Consider the following 18,404-nt stretch of genomic DNA (forward strand, 5'->3'; position numbering starts at 1 on the left):
GCTCCTCTAGATGCCGGACGCCAGAAACTTATTCTTTATTTTCAGCTTCGCCCGATGCGGCTTCACCGGACGGCTCGCCCGCTTCTTCGCTACCGAGGTCGTCACCGGGAATGCGGCCTTCGCGCAGGGCCTTGTCCTTGCGCAACGCATCACGGATCAGGTCATCGGTCAGCACGAGGCGTGCATCCGAAATCAGGTCGAATGGAATGCGCACGACAGGTTCGCTGCCGTAGGAAATCTGGTCGCTTTCAATCACAACGGATTCCGTATCGCCCAGAATAATGCGACCGCGGAATTTCTTGCGACCTTCGTGCACGATGGAGGTTTCCACCTTCGCGATATGACCGGCCCAATCGGCAAAATCCGATTTGCGGACCAGTGGGCGATCGATACCAGGAGAGGAAATCTCCAGATGATATTTTCCGCTAACCGGATCTTCCACATCGAGCACCGGCGCGACTGTGCGGCTGACGATTTCGCAATCATCGACGGTCATCGTGCCATCGGGACGTTCAGCCATGATCTGCAGGGTCTGGCCGTTCAATCCCGAGAGACGCACGCGCACCAGCCGGAAGCCCAGCGTATTGATGACGGGCTCGATGATGGAAGCCACTTTCGCATCGATACCCGTCTCGCGAATGATGCGCTCATCCGCGCCTGTTGCGAGCGTTTCTGCTTCGTTTGCCTGAACCTGTTCCGTCAACCTAAAAACCTTTCAAAAGGCTGGAAAGCCTCTTCAAGTTAGCCGCAAGTAACAAAAAAGAGCGGGACCGGGTGGACCCACTCTTGTTCAAACGACCAAGAATTTGAGACTTATATACCAGCGGAAGCGGATTTTTTCAAGACCGCTTCTGACGTTCGATGACACGCCGTCGCTGCTGGCAACTTTAACGGCGTATGAAGGTCAGATAGGCGGCGCGCCGACCTTCGCGAAAAGCCTTTGCCTCATAGCGCGTGCCCGGCCAGCCTTCATAAGCGTCGTTCCAGTCGGAGGGACCTTCTGCCTGCCAGTCGAATGCAGAATGACGGCGACAATGCTGGAGTGTCCAGTTAACATAATGCTCGATGTCAGAAGCAAACCGGAATTTTGCACCGGGCTTCAAGACCCGGGCAAAGCGGTCGAGATTGGCATCGCTGACGAAACGGCGTTTCCAGTGGCGACGCTTGTGCCATGGATCGGGATAGAAGAGATCAATACCCGCCAAGGAGGCGTCCGGCAACCAGTCCAAAACCGCCGTTGCATCTTCGTCGTAGAGACACAGATTTTGTCGCGGTTCGCTATCCAATGCAGCCAGCATCTTGGCCATGCCGTTGACGAAGGGCTCAACGCCAATGAAACCCGTTTGCGGATAGCGACCCGTCTCATGATGCAGATGCTCACCGCCGCCAAAACCGATTTCCAGACGCACAGCATCGACCTTTGCTTCAAAGAGCGTGCGCAAATCCTGCGGCGCGGACTTTTCGACATCAATCTTCAGGCGCGGCAGAAGATCCTCGAACAGGTTCTTCTGATGGTTGCGCAAAGGTTTGCCGTGGCGACGTCCGAAAAAATTTCCGGCACCGCGCAGAGGATGAGATTCTTCGGTCATATTTTATCCGTCGGCATCATAGTGAGTTCAAATAGCAGAAGAGCGCGATCAAAGACCGCGCTCTTCGAAATTTGCGGGAGACATAACGCCAAGCCGCTTGCGATGCAACTTTCCGACAGGAAAGTTACGCCACTGCGGCCTTCAGCGCCTTGGTCAGGTCCGTTTTCTCCCAGGAGAAGGAGCCGTCACGGCCCGGCTTGCGCCCGAAATGACCATAAGACGAGGTCTTGGCATAGATCGGCTTGTTGAGGTCGAGATGCTTGCGGATACCGGTCGGCGAGAGGTCCATGACCTCGCGGAGTGCTTCTTCGACCGCGGATTCGGCTACCTTGCCCGTACCATGAAGATCGACATAAACCGAAAGCGGCTGTGCCACACCGATGGCGTAGGAGAGCTGGATCGTACAACGGTCGGCAAGACCGGCAGCAACAACATTCTTGGCGAGATAGCGCGCTGCATAAGCGGCAGAACGATCAACCTTGGTCGTATCTTTGCCCGAGAATGCGCCACCACCGTGCGGAGCGGCTCCGCCATAGGTGTCTACGATGATTTTACGGCCAGTCAGTCCGGCGTCGCCGTCCGGCCCGCCAATGACGAACTTGCCGGTCGGGTTGATGTACCAGTTGCAGGTAGCTGCAATCGGCAGCTCGCCGAGCGCTTCCCGGATATAGGGTTCGACAACCGAACGAACCTTTTTCGAATCCCAACTTGCATCCAGATGTTGCGTGGAAAGAACGATCTGCGTGACCTCGGCGGCCTTGCCGTTCTCGTAGCGCACCGTGACCTGGCTCTTGGCATCAGGCCCGAGCTTGCCTGCGTCACCCTCGCCCTTGTGCCGGGCTTCAGAGAGCTTTTCGAGAATCTTGTGCGAATAATAGATCGGCGCCGGCATCAGGTCCGGGGTTTCGCGGCAGGCATAACCGAACATGATACCCTGATCGCCTGCACCTTCTTCGCCCTGACGGTCAGCGGCGTTGTCCACGCCCTGTGCGATATCGGCAGACTGTGGATGCAGAAGAACGTCGATCTTTACGGTCTTCCAGTTGAAGCCGTTCTGTTCGTAACCGATCTCCCGGATTGCCTTGCGGGCCGCCGAACGGAAACGCGAAGGATTGATCAGCGGATGCCCGGCAGCATCATGGGCGACAGTGCCGTCCTTATTCTTCTTCAGGAACGTATCCGGCACACGCACTTCGCCGGCAATGACCACACGATTGGTGGTGGCAAGCGTTTCGCAGGCAACACGGACAGACCATGGATCAACACCAGTACGGCGCGCTTCCTTGTAGATCATGTCCACGATTTCATCGGAGATGCGGTCGCAAACCTTGTCCGGATGGCCTTCGGACACAGATTCGCTGGTGAAGAGATAAGAACTGCGCGACACGGGTAACCCCTCTTGAAAATCCAACGGAGAATATCTCCGCCATGGAAACACAGTAGCGCCCGGAACAGGTTCCAGCGTTCCGGGCACGGTAATGTGTTAGCGAAGTTAGGATTAAACCGTCAATGCATATTCTTGTTGCGACAGCGCCTCGACGGGAAATTTCGTTCCAGACGGCTTTTCCTATCGGCTTGAACGCTGAAATTCGCAAAAATCCGGCGGGACACGATCATGTCCCGCACTTGCAGCTTTTCCGGGATATGAAATCAGTCAGCGTCCGCAGCGAGCGACTTAACGAGGTCGATGATCTTGCGGCGCACTTTCGGATCTGAAATTTTCGTGAAGGCGCGGGTCAGTTGAACACCTTCATTGGAATTCAGGAAATCGACCACATAGGTCGCCTCATTATCTTCTGCAAAACCGGCCTGGTTCGAGGAACCCGGTGCATCTTCAAAAAAGAAGGAAACCGGGACACTGAGAATTGCCGAGATCGCCTGAAGGCGGCTTGCTCCGACGCGGTTGGTGCCTTTTTCGTATTTCTGGATCTGCTGAAATGTAATTCCGAGGCTTTCGCCAAGCTTTTCCTGACTGAGGCCCAGCATGTTACGGCGGAGACGGATGCGGCTGCCGACATGCACGTCAATTGGGTTGGGCTTCTTTTTATTCTCAATCATACAACTGTCACTCCTCGCAGCTGCGAGCTTTCATTCATGCTCTGTTCATCTGAACAGCGATAACAATAAGTTTTGGGAGGTAGTCTGACGATTTTTCCGCAAAAACCGTCGCCGCCGCGCCATAACATCGTAACAATATTAGTCTGTCAATGAAAACGCCTGCCGATTGGCAGTCGGAAAGCCACGCTCAACACGAGTAAGGTTAATAGCGCTACCAGAGATTGTCGCGAGCCGGGTGCCGTGCCCCAAAATGGTGCACGAGATGACGGTAGGTAAGCGTCGATTACCCCTACAGCGTCATGCGCAAGGCCCTCAGTGATTCGACCATAAGCATCAACAACAGCTGAAAGACCATTATTAGCTGCACGAATGAGGGGAAGCCCCTGTTCCACTGCGCGAACCTGCGCCTGTCTGAAATGCTGGTATGGGCCGGGTGTATCACCATACCACGCATCGTTTGTCACATTGATGATGGCGCTGGCTCTTTGACCCGAATATCCAAGCTCATCTGGAAAAATGGCTTCGTAGCAGATCAGCGGCAGAAAGGTCTGGCCGTCTTTCACGTTCAATGCCCGACGTGAGGTACCAGCCGTAAATCCGCCCGGCATTTCCACCACTTCCTGAAGTCCGAGCCTGCGCAGGAAATTCTCATAGGGAAGATATTCGCCGAAGGGAACGAGGTGCACCTTGTCGGCAGCGTCAACAATGACGCCGCGATCATCAATTGTGTAAATTGAATTATAGTAGCGCGGTTCACCGCCACCAGCTGCCTTCTCTTCGCGAACGGCACCGGTGAGCAGCATCTGCCCATCCTGCAAAACCTCGCCAATACGTAACAGAGCCTCGGGCGTTGATGTGAGAATATAAGGAACCGCTGTTTCCGGCCAGATGACCACATCGGGTTTCGGCTTGCCTTCGGCAGGCGCTTCGCCAGTCAACGCCGCCAGCTTGTCGAATATCGACCGACGTTCGGCATTGTCCCATTTCATGGTTTGGGCAATAGAAGGCTGCACGATTCGAACCGCAAGCGAGCCTTTTTCCTCACCGATTGCTGGTGCCTTTGAAAGCGTCCAGGCACCGAAACCAACGTGACCAGCTATAAGCATCAGGGCGAAGACAATGCCCGTCTTCGCAAACCGCCCACCGATCAGAAGAGCCGGTGCAGCAAAGACAAAGACGGCCAATACGCTCATTCCGATCAGGCCGAGCACGGCAACCGATTGCATCAGCAGCGGGGTCGGCATAATGGCATAGCCGATGGCGTTCCACGGAAAACCGGTGAACAGGAAAAGGCGCAGCCATTCTGCCAGTGCAAAACCGAATGCAAGCGCGAAGATGCGCCCCAAACCATCCGACCACAAGATGCGTGCAACCATGGTTGCAAGTGCATAAAACAGCGCCAAAAACGCAGGCAGGCCGAGAACTGCAAGTGGCAGGGCCCATGCAAACTGGTCTGCATCAACCAACAGCGCCGTGCCGATCCACCATAGTCCGGAAGCGAAATAGCCGAAACCGAACCACCAGCCAACCATGGCGGCTGGGAGGAGACGGCGCACAGGCCCGGCATTCGCTTTCGCAATGGCTCCGTCAATCAGCCAGACCAAAATGGGGAAGGAAACGAAACCCGCGACGAAAACATCAAATGGCGACTGGGTCAGCGTGGCGAAGGCGCCGCTCAGAAAAGCGGCCAGCGCACGACGCCAGCCGCTCGAAAGAATGATTTTCCCCGCGAGCTTTTCGATCATCAGGACTCTTGGGGGTCGTCAGTTGCGGCTTCGACCTCTGCGGGTTGTTCTCCCGGCTTAGGAGACACGACAGCACGCTGCTGGCGGCGGCGATCAGCCGCGGAAAGCGGCACAATGCGCACTTTCTTCACCCGACGCGGATCGACTTCCAGCACATGGAATTCATAGCCCGGAATTGCCTGCACGACTTCGCCGCGAACTGGAATACGCCCGAGAACCGAGAAGATGAGACCGCCAACCGTGTCGACATCCTCGCCATGCTCGCCCACTTCGAAAGACGGGCCGATTTTTGCAGCCAGTTCTTCCAGATCGGCACGCGCATCGACAACGAAAACTCCGTCGGCCTCTTCGGCGATCATGATTTCTTCGTCGTCGTGCTCATCTTCGATATCGCCGACAACCATTTCGACGATGTCTTCCAGCGAAACCAAACCGTCGGTACCGCCATATTCGTCGATGACCAGCGCCATCTGGATATGGGTCGCCTGCATGCGCGCCATCAAGCCGCTCGCCATCATGGACGGCGGCACGAACAGGACCTTGCGCATGAGATTGAGTTCACCGATCGTCTTGGTGAGATCAATGCGGCCCATGTCGAATTTGGCGGCTTTGTCTTCGGCCGTCGCCTTGCTGCGTGCACTGCTACGGCGCGTGGTTTTCTGGCGGGCCTGCTTGGTGATGTAATTGAGAACATCACGGATATGGATCATGCCGCGCGGATCATCCAGCGTTTCGGCATAGACCGGCATACGCGAATGGCCAGACTTTTCGAAAAGCTCCAGCACCTCCCAGAGTGGCGTGGAAACTTCCACTGCCTCGACATCGGCGCGCGGGATCATCACATCTTCGACGCGGATTTCGCGCAAGCGAAGGATGTTGTGCAGCATCGCCTTTTCTTCAGGCGAGAATGCGGAATCCTGCTCGCTTGCCGTGCTGGAAAGGGCATCGGCCAAATCTTCACGCAGAGAAGATGACTGGCGCGAGCGCATGAACGGGAAAATATTAGACAAAAGGGAACGCTTCTCGGCCATTACGGGCCGTTGCGTACTTTGCCCTTCGGCGTCTTGAGTCTCGCTGCGATTCTCGCCAGCGGACGGGGGGTGCGATGTTTGATCAGCCATGGTCAATCGTTGTTAGGGTCTTATTCGGATACAGCATAAGGGTCAGGGATGGCAAGAGCATGAAGGATTTCACGCTCGCGCCCCTCCATCACATCAGCTTCCGCATCGGTTTCGTGATCGTAACCCAAAAGGTGCAAAAAGCCATGGACGACGAGATGCGTGAGATGGTTTTCGAGCGGCTTGTCCTCCTCACGGGCCTCGCGCTCGACAGTCTCCCGCGCGATGATGATGTCGCCCAGCATCGGCCCCGGCTGCGCCCCTGCCTTGACCGGAAACGCCGGAAATGACAGCACATTGGTTGGCTTGTCCTTGCCACGCCATTCCGCATTCAGTGTCTGGATCGAGGCATCGTCGGTGAAAACCACACTCAGTTCGCTTTCAGCGTCCTTAAGGTTCAAATTGGCCCAGGCGGCCTCGACCGACTTCCTGACGAGCCCTTCAAGGGCGGTCTCATCCGGCCAGTTGCCAGCTTCAACCATGATATCGATATGGATCGCGTTATTTGACACGTTCTGCGGCGGCTCTCCATGCCGGCTAGCCGCATCATCCTTTCAGTTACAAGAAAGCTGCCTACCCAAAGGGCAGACAGCATTTTTTAAATCGTGATTCCGACAGGCAATTGCAAGAGCACTCAGCCTGTTCGCTCTATTCCGAACGCGCGTGCTGTTTGCCATCGCGGTCGTAAGCGCCGACGATTGCCGCTACCAGCGGATGACGAACGACGTCTTTCTCCGTAAAGCGTACCTTGATAACGCCCTCGACATCGTCCAGCACGCGAAGCGCCTCTACCAGCCCGGATTTCTGGCCGGGCGGCAGGTCGATCTGGCTCGGATCACCAGTCACAATCATGCGTGATCCCTCACCAAGACGGGTCAGGAACATCTTCATCTGCATGGATGTCGTGTTCTGCGCCTCATCGAGAATGACAGCAGAATGCGCCAGTGTGCGTCCGCGCATGAAGGCGAGCGGCGCGATCTCGATCACGCCTGCCGCAATGGCGCGTTCGACCTTTTCCGCTGGCATCATATCGTAAAGCGCATCGTAAAGCGGGCGTAGATAAGGGTCGACCTTTTCCTTCATATCGCCCGGCAGAAAACCCAGTCGTTCGCCCGCCTCGACAGCCGGACGCGACAGGATGATGCGCTCCACCAGACCGCGTTCCAGCAGCATCGCCGCATGGGCGACGGCAAGATAGGTCTTGCCGGTCCCGGCAGGGCCGACGCCGAACACCAGTTCCGACCGGTCGAGCGCGCGCATATAGGCATCCTGCGTCGGTGTGCGGGCAAAGATGGTCTTCTTGCGCGTGGAAATCTGGGCCGCCGAAAGCTTGCCCTTGTTTTCCATGGTCGGTAGCGTCAGCTGGTCATCGGCCGCGATTGCCATGCGCAAGGCGCCGTCGACATCCGACGTCGTCAGTTCATGACCCTTCTGCAAGGTTTCATAAAGATGATCCAGCGCACGCCGCGCCTGCTCGGTCGCGGTCGGTTCACCCCGGATCGAAAGCTGGTTCCCCTTGGAGCGGACATCCACGCCAAGCTTCTGTTCGATACGGGCCAGATTTTCATCGAACTGACCGTAAAGCGCGATGGCAAGACGGTTATTGTCGAAGGTGAGCACGATGTGGGCCATATCCGAGGCCCCGGTCGTCGGGCTTTTTTGCGTTTGATTGGTTGGCTTGGCAGACTTCAGCTTTTCCGTGGCGCTCAACCGTATCTCCTTAAAGCACAATCCTGAAAAGTTGCAGGCTTTTCAGACCAGATTATGCGTGAACGCAAACCGTTCACGCATTGCAATCACAGTCTCGACAGGATTACCGGCAAGCGACTCAAAGTGCCGAAATTTTCTGCCTCGACATCATCATGCCTTCAGGCCAGTTTTTGCGCAATAAGGCTATTGGTCCCTGTGGATGTGATTTTCACATGAATGATGTCGCCGACCTGGTCATTGTTGTCATCGATGATGACAGGCAGGAGCCAAGGCGAGCGGCCAACCATCTGGCCAGCAATACGGCCCGGCTTTTCGAGCAGCACATCCATCTCGCGACCGATCATGGAATCCTGAAACGCATATTGCTGTTCTGACAGAAGCGCCTGGAGACGCTGGAGACGCTCATCCTTCACCCCTTCTTCCACGTGATCAGGCAGATCGGCACCCGGTGTGCCGGGACGTGGCGAATATTTGAACGAATAGGCCTGCGCGTAATTGACCGTGCGTACCAGCTGCATCGTGTCTTCGAAGTCCTGATCGGTCTCACCGGGAAAGCCAACGATGAAATCACCCGACAGCGCCAGATCGGGCCTCACTTCGCGAATACGCTCGATCAGACGCACATATTCATCCGCCTTGTGACGACGGTTCATTGCCTTGAGAATACGGTCCGAACCGGATTGTACCGGCAGATGCAGATAAGGCATAAGCTGGCGCAGGTCACGGTGGGCGGCAATCAGGCTGTCGTCCATGTCGCGCGGATGGCTGGTCGTATAACGAAGACGGGCAATGCCCGGAATGCGCGCCAGCCGAAACAGAAGTTCACCCAAGCCCCATTCGCGACCATCGTCACCAGCCCCGTGCCAGGCATTGACGTTCTGTCCTAGCAAGGTCAGTTCACGCACGCCGCTATCGGCGAGGCGCTCGGCCTCTGCCACGATCTGCTTCACGCTGCGCGAAACTTCCGAGCCGCGCGTATAGGGAACCACGCAGAAGGTACAGAATTTGTCGCAGCCTTCCTGCACGGTGAGGAAGGCAGAAACACCACGCTTGCGGGTTTCCTCGCGCCTGGGCGACGGCAAATGTTCGAATTTATCTTCGAGAGCATATTCCGTCTCGACCACCTTTTCGCCACCGCGAACCCGCGCCAGTGCATTGGGTAGGCGATGATAGGTCTGTGGGCCAATGACGAGATCGACATTTGGCGCACGGCGAAGGATTTCCTGTCCTTCGGCCTGCGCCACGCATCCTGCAACGCCAATGGTCAGTTCCTTGCCATTCGCTTCGCGCGCGTCCTTCATCTTGCGTAGTCGACCAAGCGCGGAATAGAGCTTTTCCGACGCCTTCTCGCGAATATGGCAAGTATTGAGCAGAACCAGATCGGCATCGTCCGGCGTATCGGTTGCGACATAGCCTTCCGCTGCAAGGCTGTCGGCCATGCGCTGGCTATCGTAGACGTTCATCTGGCAGCCATAGGTTTTTACGAAAACCTTGCGCACATTGGGGCGCTCTGCCGTTGGTTCAAGATCGGTGATATTGTCGCTCATGCGCGGCTATCTACAGCTTTTGTCGTCATTTTGAAAGGTGACATTCTAGCCAATCGGCTGACCGCCTGATCGAGCGGCTGTTACTCTTCCGGAATTTCGCGCCCCAGCAACGCACTTTGCAAAAGTGCGCGCACCCGGTTTTCCATCGTACGGGCCAGCGCCTTGCGGTCGGTCTTGGCGGTCACGGCGACTGGTTCACCGAAACGCACCTCGACATCGATGGCGCCCTCGCGCAAAATACCTTTCAGGTGCGGCATCAGCTCGACGTCGCCCGGCCAGGAGGCAATCGGGCGGAAATAACGGCCCATTGCCATGCCATGAACCCCTATATAGGCGATCGCAACCGGTTGAACCACGACTTCGGGTACATTGGCTTCCTTGATCGCAGCGTGCGCGGCACCGAAAAGCGCCGTCTTGAACGGCAGAACGCGATTGCCATCCGATGTCGTGCCTTCAGCGAACAGCACCATAGCATCGTCCGTTGCCAGACGCCTTGCGATTTCCGATGTCTGTTCAGCCGTCTTGCCCCGCCGTTCCCGTTCCACGAAAACGGTCCGTTGCAAAACGGCGAACATGCCGAAAACAGGCCATTTTCTGACTTCCGACTTGGCGATGAAGGAGACCTGACCGACCGTCGACAGAACGATGACATCGCTCCACGAGGTATGGTTGGCGACAAGTAGCAGAGGCCGACCCTCCTGCATCTGGCCGACTATCTTGATGCGAAAGCCGAACAGGCGTGCGGCAATACGATGGAAAAAGGTCGGCAGGCGACGCTTCCAGTTGTTCTTCAGCTTAAGCAACAGATACTGAACTGGAATAAGCGACAGACTCAATGCGACCATCGCCGCAACGACGAGAAAGATGCGGATTGCTCCGATCATCGTGGCCTAGCCGGTGCACGGCTCAAGTCGCGACGCAATATCAGCGCAGCCGAACGCCCATTCGCGGTTTCATAGTAAGCGGGACGGTCACCAACCTTCTGGAAACCGAGACGGCGATAAAGTGCCTGTGCGGCAACATTGGCCTCATCCACTTCCAGAAAAAGCGTTTCAGCGCGCTCCTGATAGAGATTGCGCAACACGGCATCCATCAGCGCGCGCCCGACGCCTTGGCGCTGTACATCACGCGCGACGGCGATGGTCAGGATTTCCGCCTCACCAGCCACCAGACGTGCCAGCACGAAACCACAGGCATCGTTCGGCTTACCTTCCGCACGGGCAACAAAACCGAAAACCGTATCCTGCGCAATCAGCGACCTGAAATCGTCGGAACTCCAAGCGTGATGGAAAGCGACGGCATGAATGCGCTGGATCGCATGACTGTCCTGTACGCCAAGCGGCTCCACCGAGATTTGTCTGCGACCGAAACGCCCAAACGGCAAGCCCATCATCGGCTATTCTCCGGCGGACTTGCGCGGCAGCGCAAACCCGACTTGTGGCTTCGCATCCGGCCCACGCATGTAAAGCGGCTTCGGCGCATCGCCAGGCTGGCGCAAGCTTGCCAGACGCGCATAGATGCCGATTTTCGCGGTCGGCTCAACCGGGCCAAGTGTGAAACGACTGCCGATCACTTCATTGATCGCAGTGGCCGCAGAACCTGCAAGAACCGTATTTTCTGCCTGGGAATCGGCAAGAGTCTCCGCTTCCTCTCGTGACAGAACCAGCGGCTTCGCGTTCGGTAAACCCTTTGCATCGAATGATTGCGCATAAATTTCGCCGCGATGCGCATCGAGAAGAACCAGAACTGGCTTTTCCGGCGACAGAGACTGTGTTTCCGCAGCCAGCGCCTCGAAAGCTGTAATGCCGATGGCGGGAACACCCAGCGCCAGTGCAAAACCACGTGCCGCCGAGACACCGATACGGACACCGGTAAACGATCCCGGCCCAATATTGACCGCCACTCTATCCATATCGCGAAGCGATAGTTTCGTCTCTCTCACAGCACGTTCGATATAGTCCATCAAGACTTCCGCATGTCCCTTGCCGATGTTTTCGCTTACATCGGCAAGCATGATATCACCGTCATAATCGTAGACGGCAACGGAACACCACGAAGCGGCAGTATCAAGCGCAAGTATCTTCATGTGCAACCGGGTAAATCAGATTTTGCGTCGCGACAAGCCAAGTCTTGCCCAAAGGCCGGATCGTGTTCGTTTTTAGCCGTTCTCGTGGAACAAAAGCCGGCGATATGCATTTCGTCATCGGGTGCGGGAATATTTTTGTGTTGTCCTGACGGCGACAAAGGCCCATCCGGCAATCGAACCTCATAAGGATCTGGCGGGTTCGTTTGCGTTTGGAATAGCTGCCCGTGACTATGAGCGATACTCCCCCAGTCGCTCCAAGCCGGATCGAACAAAAGGATATGAGGATACAATGTCCAAGAAGTCGATGCATGCAACCCGCAACGATCTTCCTTCCAATACGAAGACGACAATGATCGCGCTGCTGAATGAGAACCTCGCCGCGACGATCGATCTTGCCCTCATCACCAAACAGGCACACTGGAACCTCAAGGGGCCTCAATTCATAGCCGTTCATGAAATGCTCGATGGTTTCCGCGATGATCTTGACGAACATGTCGACACGATTGCCGAGCGCGCTGTACAGATCGGCGGGACGGCCTATGGCACCACGCAGGTCGTGGCCAAGGAAAGCAAGCTCAAGCCTTATCCGACCGACATCTATGCCGTTCACGATCATCTGCTTGCACTGATCGAGCGTTATGGCGACGTCGCCAATCTTGTGCGCAAGTCGATCAAGGATGCAGATGACGCAGGTGACGACGATACGGCGGATATTTTTACAGCCGCGTCCCGCAGTCTCGACAAGGCATTGTGGTTCCTTGAGGCCCATGTTCAGGAAAAGAACTGACCTTACAGATGCAATGAAAAAGCCGGGAAATTCTCGGCCTTTTCTATTTCGCGACAATCAGTTGGCCCATTCACCACTGCGCATCACCGGCTCGCGGGTTCCGTCCGCGTTGATGCCATCGACGTCGATCTGGCCAGAGCCGATCATCCAGTCGATATGGATAAGGCTCGAATTGCCGCCCTGCGCCTTGATTTGTTCCGGCGTCAGTTTTGCACCGTCGATAAAGCACTTGGAATAGCACTGGCCGAGTGCAATGTGGCTTGCGGCATTCTCGTCAAACAGGGTGTTGTAGAACAAAAGCCCACTCTGCGAGATCGGCGATGAATGCGGAACCAGCGCCACTTCACCCAGATGACGGGCACCTTCATCCGTATCCAGCACCTTGTTGAGCACTTCTTCACCGCGGCTTGCCTTCGCCTCGACAATTCGTCCGCCTTCAAAGCGAACCGCAATATTCTCGATCAACGTGCCTTGATGCGACAGAGGCTTGGTGCTCGTCACATAGCCTTCGACACGCAGCGCATGAGGTGTAGTGAACACTTCTTCCGTCGGAATGTTCGGATTGCAGGTGATACCATTCTTCGCCGTAGACGCGCCGCCGTGCCATTCATGACCGTCGGCAAGCCCGACCGTCAGATCGGTGCTCGGGCCCTTGAAATGCAGGGCACTATATGCCTTGCCATTCAGGAAACGGGTGCGGGTACGAAGCGCTGCATTGTGCACCGACCAGGCGCCAATCGGATCGTCCACATCGACGCGCGAAGCCGCGAAGATCGCATCGGCCAGCTTGCGGGTCGCGATGTCCGCCGGCTCGTTCGGAAACATGAGCTTTGCCCATGCCGGATTGGGATAGGAGACGATGTTCCAGTTGATGTCGAAACCGGCGATCTTCTCGAGAGCCGGCTGATAGGCCTTCGAATTGGCCCGGTTGGCGCGTGAAACCTTGGCAGGGTCCTGGCTGGAAAGAAGCATCGGATTGTCGGCGGCGATGGCGAGACGCGCAGCGCCATCCGAATAGGCCTTCGCCATACCCTCATAAAGCCAGCTTGCCGCGCGGTCGAAACTCGCATCGGATGCGTTCTCGTAACGAGCAAGCGCCATTTCGTCATCCGCGAAGAACGGCGTTACCAGTCCGGCCCCGGCCTTGTAGGCGTGCTTGGCGATAAGGCGAACCAGCGGCAAGGCCACGACTGGCGCGGTAATGACAAGATCTTGCCCCTCGCGCAACTGCAGACCAACGCGAACGGCGACTTCCGCAAGACGTTCGAGTTTCACCGGATCGATGATTGGGTTCAACTGTTCATGAGCCATGGGTGGAAGACCTCTTTGGATGTGGAATCACCGGCAGTTTATCAGACGGCATAATTTCACCACCTTTTTTCCTGCCTTTGCGTTATAGTAAATCTGCGGTCAGTGCAGAAGAAAGCAGACAGTAATGAATAAGAAAGTGCTTATCTTGCTGGGCGTTACCGGCCTTCTGGCAGGGTGCGTGAGCATGACGCCGGAACAACGCCGTGCCGCTGACGAACAGACCTGCCGCAGCTATGGCTTCAAGGCCAATACCGACGCTTTTGCCAACTGCCTGATGCGACTGGACCTCGATCGCAGAGCTGACAGGCGTGCCTGGCAGAATCAGGTCGATTTCTACGACACCCCGATGGTGATCTATCGACCGATCTACCGCTGAGCCCCTCACTGGAAAGCGACAACAGTCAATCAGGAAATCAAAACGCCGGTCGGATTGAACCAGACCGGCGTTTCAGATTGTCCGACTGTAAGAGCGTTTCTTATAGTGGCGCTTCGGGACGGTCCTGGGACAGAAGAAGTGCGCCGATGGCGTCAGCCTGCTTCTGGCTTGCAGGAGCATAGCCGAGCGATGTCGGTTGCGGAGCCGTCGTATCGAATTGCGGCTGGTAGGAGGCCACCTGCATATGCGGTTCCTGCTGAGGTGCCGCTACGCCGCGATGACGCGCCAAGCGGTCGCCACGAGCCTGCGGACCGGCACCGACATTCTGCTCTACACTTTGAGCCTTCACAGCTTCCGCGAGCGCCACCTGAACGGTTGGCTCCGTTCCCGGAATCGGGCCCGTCTGCGGCAGTGTCACGTCATAAGACGGGTCCTGCGGAAGGGATGGTGATTGCGGTGAATAGGCCATTGCGAGATTGTATGGTTCCTGCGGGACAGGGTTTTGCAGCGAGCCGTCTCGATTGCGCTTCTCGTAGAAGGAATTTCCACCGGCTACGAGCACGTAATGCATGTTGTTGTAAGGGAATTTCAGACCCGCCGTGTGGAAGAACATGGCATTCTTCAACTTTGGATGCCGTTCTCCTTTGAGGACTGCGGCGGCGGCGGCCTGAACATCCGGCAGCGCTTTGGAATTCATTTGGCGTGAAAGAACACCAGGTGCAAACTGGTTCTTCTGACCGACGACACCACAAATCGTATCCGGATAACGACCCGAAGCGAGTCGATTCATAACAACCGTGCCGACAGCCAGAAGACCGTCGGAACTTGAACGGTTGGATTCGAAGAACATCGCACGTTCAAGACAATTCTTGTCCCGTGCGGTGTAGGTGTAGGTCTTTACGCCATTGACGGACTTGACGTGGCTTGCCGCCGTCTTTTCCGAATTGGCTTTTCCCGAGGTTCCGGTCGTCGTGCAACCGGTCACCACGAAAGGCGCAACCACCAGCCCGATAAGAACGGGCAATTTCCACTTCGCGGCGCGCGTCAATGGCTCAGTCTCATGTTAGGACCCTTAACTGATCCAGTCATCCATTCAGGCGAACACATCTGGAACGATGCGCGCGAACGTCTGACTGCGGTGCAAGTCAAAGAGGACGAAGATCAAAATTACTCGCCCTACTGTCGCTCAATCGAATTCAAGGTTTTGGAATTTTTAGGCCAAAAAAAGGCGACAGGTCAAATCCCAACAATGCTGGAGACCGCTGAAAAGTCCTAAAACAATTCCGAATCGAGATCGCGAATGTGCCTACAAGCCCTTTAAATATATTAATAATTTCTTAACGAGAACTGGGAATTCAGGTAAGATATTGATTTAACGAGATTCAAATTCTCACAATACACGCCATACCCCTGCCTTAATTCGCTTTTGCTTGTACATTTTTTGCATACACATTCGTGGTGGTTCAAATGTTCTGCAGAATTTCTGTTTTCAGGCCGGTTCCGTTGCTATCCGTCAACTTTGGCAACACACTTGTAATATCGCGTGAGATGAGGCTTCTCACACTCGTTTTGGGTTGTTGCAATGCGAATCGGACGAGTACGATCTCGCACCTTGCAAAGCTCGCCCTTAAACAAAAGGCGACCCGCCACAGAAACCGTAACGGGTCAGACAAGTTCAGTGCTCGAAGCCGCAGATAACGGCATCGGTCATCCGAAAGAATAACCGGCACCCCGAACGGTGCGGATAGGATCAAGCGCGCGACCGACATTGATCGCCTTGCGCAGCCGCCCGACATGAACATCCACCGTGCGATCATCGACGTAGATGTCCGGCCCCCAGACGCCATCCAGAAGCTGGCTGCGCGAGAACACGCGCCCGGGCGACATCATGAAATACTCGAGCAGGCGGAATTCCGTCGGCCCGAGACGGACTTCCTTCTCCTTGCGGTAGACACGATGCTGCTGGCGGTCGAGAACAAGATCGCCCACTTTCAGCACGTGCGAAAGAATGCTCGGGTTAGACCGGCGCAGCATCGCTTTGACGCGAGCCAGAAGCTCTGGCGTCGAAAATGGCTTCACGACATAATCGTCCGCACCGACGCTTAAGCCGCGCACGCGTTCGCTTTCTTCGCCACGCGCCGTCAGCATGATAATTGGCAGACGCTCCGTTTCCTGCCATTGGCGCAAACGACGGCAAAGCTCAATGCCCGATACGCCCGGTAGCATCCAGTCCAGGATGAGTAGATCCGGCACGTTCTCGCGCAAGGCGATTTCGGCCTCGTCGCCGCGCAGCATCGTATCGACCTGATAGCCCTCTGCCTCAAGATTGTAGCGAAGCAGCACGCTCAGCGCCTCTTCGTCTTCTACCACAGCGATTTTGGGTGCCTGTGACATCCAGTATTTCCCTATCCAAATTCGGCGGGCGGTGGATAAAATCCCCCCAATCGACCGCGTGCCGCCGCGCTATTCACTCATTCCCACCCGTCGGAGCAAGGTCCGGCTGGCTGTAGTTCAGGGTTTACGTGCCTCATCCACGACAATACCGTGGCTCAGGTCTTCTTTCGGTCGTTCGGCCGGCATTTGCAGGCCGGTCACAATGTAATAGACGGTCTCCGCAATATTGGTTGCATGATCGCCAATGCGCTCGATGTTCTTCGCGCAGAACAGAAGATGCGTGCAGGCAGAAATGTTGCGCGGATCTTCCATCATGTAAGTCAGCAATTCACGAAACAGCGACGTGTACATGGCATCGATCTCGTCATCGCGGTCGCGAACGACATTGATCTGCTGCACCGAGCGCGACGCGTAGGCGTCGAGAACATCCTTGAGCTGGGTTAGCGCCAGCTCGGCCAGTGTTTCAAGCCCGCGATAGAGCTTTACCGGCTGACGCGATTCCGAAACGGCGGCAACACGCTTGGCAATATTCTTGCCCAGATCGCCGACGCGCTCCAGATCGGCGGAGATGCGGATCGATCCGATGATCTCGCGCAGGTCTACGGCCATAGGCTGACGCTTGGCGATAATCATCACGGCCTTGTCGTCAATCTCGCGCTCACTGGCATCGAGGATGAGATCGTCGGAGATAACGCGCTGTGCAAGCGCATTGTCCGCATTGACGATAGCGGCGACCGACTGCTCGACCATACGTTCCGCATGTCCGCCCATTTCGGCGATCTTATGGGTGAGAAACTTCAATTCCTCATCGTAGGAGCGAACGGTATGCTGAGACGGCATAGTAGACCTCGTAATATAAATTGCGGGGAAGCCGCACTGTCTATCTGTTTGAGCGCAGTTCCGGATTAGCCGAAGCGTCCGGTGATGTAGTCCTGCGTGCGCTTTTCGGTCGGCGCGGTGAACATGGTTTCCGTGTCACCCACTTCGACCAGATTGCCGAGGTGGAACATGGCGGTACGCTGCGAAACGCGGGCGGCCTGCTGCATGGAGTGCGTAACGATGACGATCGTATAGTTCTGACGCAGTTCGTCGATCAGCTCTTCCACCTTTGCGGTTGCAATCGGATCGAGTGCCGAGCACGGTTCATCCATGAGGATCACTTCCGGGCTCACGGCAATCGCACGTGCAATGCAGAGGCGCTGCTGCTGGCCACCAGAAAGGCCAGTGCCCGCATCGTGCAAGCGGTCCTTCACTTCCTCGAACAAACTCGCCTTCTGGAGGCTCGTCACAACGATTTCTTCCAGATCTGCCTTGGTACGGGCGAGACCATGAATGCGCGGGCCATAGGCGACATTTTCATAGATCGACTTCGGAAACGGATTCGGCTTCTGGAAAACCATGCCAACGCGGGCGCGCAGTTCGACGACATCGATCTTCGGATCGTAGATGTCTTCATTGTCGAGCGTGATCTTGCCGCCAACCTTGCAGCCTTCAATCGTGTCGTTCATGCGATTGAGCGAACGCAGGAAAGTGGACTTGCCGCAACCGGAAGGTCCGATCAGCGCCGTGACCATCTTTTCCTGGATATCCAGATCGACGTCGAACAGCGCCTGCTTCTCGCCATAAAATACGCAGACCTTATCGCCGCGCATCTTTATGGAATTGGCGTTGGCGTTCATTTTT

The 18,404-nt window shown here is 56.1% G+C and carries 19 protein-coding genes; 2 read left to right on the forward strand and 17 right to left on the reverse strand.

What is annotated here, in order from left to right; translation table 11 throughout:
• Positions 1–28 precede the first annotated feature (28 nt).
• The 12 genes from rimP to tsaB form a co-directional block, all read right to left on the reverse strand.
• Entirely contained in the window at positions 29–703 is a 675-nt protein-coding gene (gene rimP, locus HWX93_RS03085) for a ribosome maturation factor RimP (RefSeq protein WP_176036463.1), read from the reverse strand.
• Positions 704–887: 184 nt separating this feature from the next.
• Positions 888–1,589, reverse strand: coding sequence for a tRNA (guanine(46)-N(7))-methyltransferase TrmB (gene trmB, locus HWX93_RS03090; protein WP_176036464.1), 702 nt, complete (start codon positions 1,587–1,589; stop codon positions 888–890).
• 124 nt (positions 1,590–1,713) lie between these two features.
• A complete protein-coding gene (gene metK / locus HWX93_RS03095) occupies positions 1,714–2,976 on the reverse strand; it encodes a methionine adenosyltransferase (RefSeq protein WP_061344674.1) in 1,263 nt (420 codons plus the stop codon).
• Between the two features lie 263 nt (positions 2,977–3,239).
• Complete coding sequence (locus tag HWX93_RS03100) at positions 3,240–3,647, reverse strand: helix-turn-helix domain-containing protein (RefSeq protein ID WP_109987081.1); 408 nt, start codon at positions 3,645–3,647, stop codon at positions 3,240–3,242.
• Between the two features lie 146 nt (positions 3,648–3,793).
• On the reverse strand, positions 3,794–5,392 hold the full coding sequence (gene lnt, locus HWX93_RS03105; protein ID WP_176036465.1) for an apolipoprotein N-acyltransferase: 1,599 nt from the start codon (positions 5,390–5,392) through the stop codon (positions 3,794–3,796).
• Positions 5,392–6,513, reverse strand: coding sequence for a hemolysin family protein (locus HWX93_RS03110; RefSeq protein ID WP_176036466.1), 1,122 nt, complete (start codon positions 6,511–6,513; stop codon positions 5,392–5,394). Before HWX93_RS03110 ends, lnt begins: the two co-directional genes overlap by 1 nt.
• A 20-nt stretch (positions 6,514–6,533) precedes the next feature.
• Positions 6,534–7,022 (reverse strand): rRNA maturation RNase YbeY, encoded by a 489-nt coding sequence (gene ybeY / locus HWX93_RS03115; RefSeq protein WP_109987078.1) that lies wholly within the window; start codon positions 7,020–7,022, stop codon positions 6,534–6,536.
• Between the two features lie 136 nt (positions 7,023–7,158).
• Positions 7,159–8,220 (reverse strand): PhoH family protein, encoded by a 1,062-nt coding sequence (locus HWX93_RS03120; protein ID WP_176036467.1) that lies wholly within the window; start codon positions 8,218–8,220, stop codon positions 7,159–7,161.
• 158 nt (positions 8,221–8,378) lie between these two features.
• A complete protein-coding gene (miaB, locus tag HWX93_RS03125; protein ID WP_176036468.1) occupies positions 8,379–9,767 on the reverse strand; it encodes a tRNA (N6-isopentenyl adenosine(37)-C2)-methylthiotransferase MiaB in 1,389 nt (462 codons plus the stop codon).
• A gap of 80 nt (positions 9,768–9,847) precedes the next feature.
• Positions 9,848–10,651, reverse strand: coding sequence for a lysophospholipid acyltransferase family protein (locus tag HWX93_RS03130; protein ID WP_176036469.1), 804 nt, complete (start codon positions 10,649–10,651; stop codon positions 9,848–9,850).
• Complete coding sequence (gene rimI, locus HWX93_RS03135; RefSeq protein ID WP_176036470.1) at positions 10,648–11,160, reverse strand: ribosomal protein S18-alanine N-acetyltransferase; 513 nt, start codon at positions 11,158–11,160, stop codon at positions 10,648–10,650. Before rimI ends, HWX93_RS03130 begins: the two co-directional genes overlap by 4 nt.
• A 3-nt stretch (positions 11,161–11,163) precedes the next feature.
• Positions 11,164–11,853, reverse strand: a complete 690-nt coding sequence (tsaB, locus tag HWX93_RS03140) for a tRNA (adenosine(37)-N6)-threonylcarbamoyltransferase complex dimerization subunit type 1 TsaB (RefSeq protein ID WP_176036471.1) — start codon at positions 11,851–11,853, stop codon at positions 11,164–11,166.
• Between the two features lie 289 nt (positions 11,854–12,142).
• On the opposite strand from tsaB, the gene dps reads away from it, so the two are divergent.
• Positions 12,143–12,640 (forward strand): DNA starvation/stationary phase protection protein Dps, encoded by a 498-nt coding sequence (gene dps, locus HWX93_RS03145; RefSeq protein WP_061344667.1) that lies wholly within the window; start codon positions 12,143–12,145, stop codon positions 12,638–12,640.
• A gap of 57 nt (positions 12,641–12,697) precedes the next feature.
• On the opposite strand, the gene HWX93_RS03150 is transcribed toward dps, so the two are convergent.
• Positions 12,698–13,951, reverse strand: a complete 1,254-nt coding sequence (locus HWX93_RS03150; RefSeq protein WP_176036472.1) for an aminopeptidase — start codon at positions 13,949–13,951, stop codon at positions 12,698–12,700.
• A 124-nt stretch (positions 13,952–14,075) separates the two neighbouring features.
• On the opposite strand from HWX93_RS03150, the gene HWX93_RS03155 reads away from it, so the two are divergent.
• Entirely contained in the window at positions 14,076–14,327 is a 252-nt protein-coding gene (locus tag HWX93_RS03155; RefSeq protein ID WP_109987072.1) for a hypothetical protein, read from the forward strand.
• A gap of 100 nt (positions 14,328–14,427) precedes the next feature.
• On the opposite strand, the gene HWX93_RS03160 is transcribed toward HWX93_RS03155, so the two are convergent.
• The 4 genes from HWX93_RS03160 to pstB form a co-directional block, all read right to left on the reverse strand.
• Entirely contained in the window at positions 14,428–15,375 is a 948-nt protein-coding gene (locus HWX93_RS03160) for a cell wall hydrolase (protein ID WP_176036473.1), read from the reverse strand.
• A gap of 659 nt (positions 15,376–16,034) precedes the next feature.
• Positions 16,035–16,721, reverse strand: coding sequence for a phosphate regulon transcriptional regulator PhoB (gene phoB / locus HWX93_RS03165; protein WP_109987069.1), 687 nt, complete (start codon positions 16,719–16,721; stop codon positions 16,035–16,037).
• Positions 16,722–16,838: 117 nt separating this feature from the next.
• Positions 16,839–17,561, reverse strand: coding sequence for a phosphate signaling complex protein PhoU (phoU, locus tag HWX93_RS03170; protein WP_006468129.1), 723 nt, complete (start codon positions 17,559–17,561; stop codon positions 16,839–16,841).
• A 65-nt stretch (positions 17,562–17,626) separates the two neighbouring features.
• Positions 17,627–18,400 carry a phosphate ABC transporter ATP-binding protein PstB gene (gene pstB, locus HWX93_RS03175; RefSeq protein ID WP_235969060.1) on the reverse strand — a complete coding sequence of 258 codons (774 nt, stop codon included), beginning with the start codon at positions 18,398–18,400 and terminating at the stop codon, positions 17,627–17,629.
• Positions 18,401–18,404 lie beyond the last annotated feature (4 nt).

This window comes from Brucella tritici, from assembly GCF_902825325.1.
GTDB lineage: Bacteria > Pseudomonadota > Alphaproteobacteria > Rhizobiales > Rhizobiaceae > Brucella.

Excerpts from the sequence above, each read along its gene's own strand:
- trmB (WP_176036464.1), bottom strand. The coding sequence starts at position 1,589 with ATGACCGAAGAATCTCATCCTCTGCGCGGTGCCGGAAATTTTTTCGGA.
- HWX93_RS03100 (WP_109987081.1), bottom strand. The coding sequence starts at position 3,647 with ATGATTGAGAATAAAAAGAAGCCCAACCCAATTGACGTGCATGTCGGC.
- lnt (WP_176036465.1), bottom strand. The coding sequence starts at position 5,392 with ATGATCGAAAAGCTCGCGGGGAAAATCATTCTTTCGAGCGGCTGGCGT.
- rimI (WP_176036470.1), bottom strand. The coding sequence starts at position 11,160 with ATGATGGGCTTGCCGTTTGGGCGTTTCGGTCGCAGACAAATCTCGGTG.
- miaB (WP_176036468.1), bottom strand. The coding sequence starts at position 9,767 with ATGAGCGACAATATCACCGATCTTGAACCAACGGCAGAGCGCCCCAAT.
- phoU (WP_006468129.1), bottom strand. The coding sequence starts at position 17,561 with ATGCCGTCTCAGCATACCGTTCGCTCCTACGATGAGGAATTGAAGTTT.
- phoB (WP_109987069.1), bottom strand. The coding sequence starts at position 16,721 with ATGTCACAGGCACCCAAAATCGCTGTGGTAGAAGACGAAGAGGCGCTG.
- HWX93_RS03155 (WP_109987072.1), top strand. The coding sequence starts at position 14,076 with ATGAATAAGAAAGTGCTTATCTTGCTGGGCGTTACCGGCCTTCTGGCA.
- HWX93_RS03150 (WP_176036472.1), bottom strand. The coding sequence starts at position 13,951 with ATGGCTCATGAACAGTTGAACCCAATCATCGATCCGGTGAAACTCGAA.
- HWX93_RS03130 (WP_176036469.1), bottom strand. The coding sequence starts at position 10,651 with ATGATCGGAGCAATCCGCATCTTTCTCGTCGTTGCGGCGATGGTCGCA.
- tsaB (WP_176036471.1), bottom strand. The coding sequence starts at position 11,853 with ATGAAGATACTTGCGCTTGATACTGCCGCTTCGTGGTGTTCCGTTGCC.
- HWX93_RS03110 (WP_176036466.1), bottom strand. The coding sequence starts at position 6,513 with ATGGCTGATCAAACATCGCACCCCCCGTCCGCTGGCGAGAATCGCAGC.
- pstB (WP_235969060.1), bottom strand. The coding sequence starts at position 18,400 with ATGAACGCCAACGCCAATTCCATAAAGATGCGCGGCGATAAGGTCTGC.
- dps (WP_061344667.1), top strand. The coding sequence starts at position 12,143 with ATGTCCAAGAAGTCGATGCATGCAACCCGCAACGATCTTCCTTCCAAT.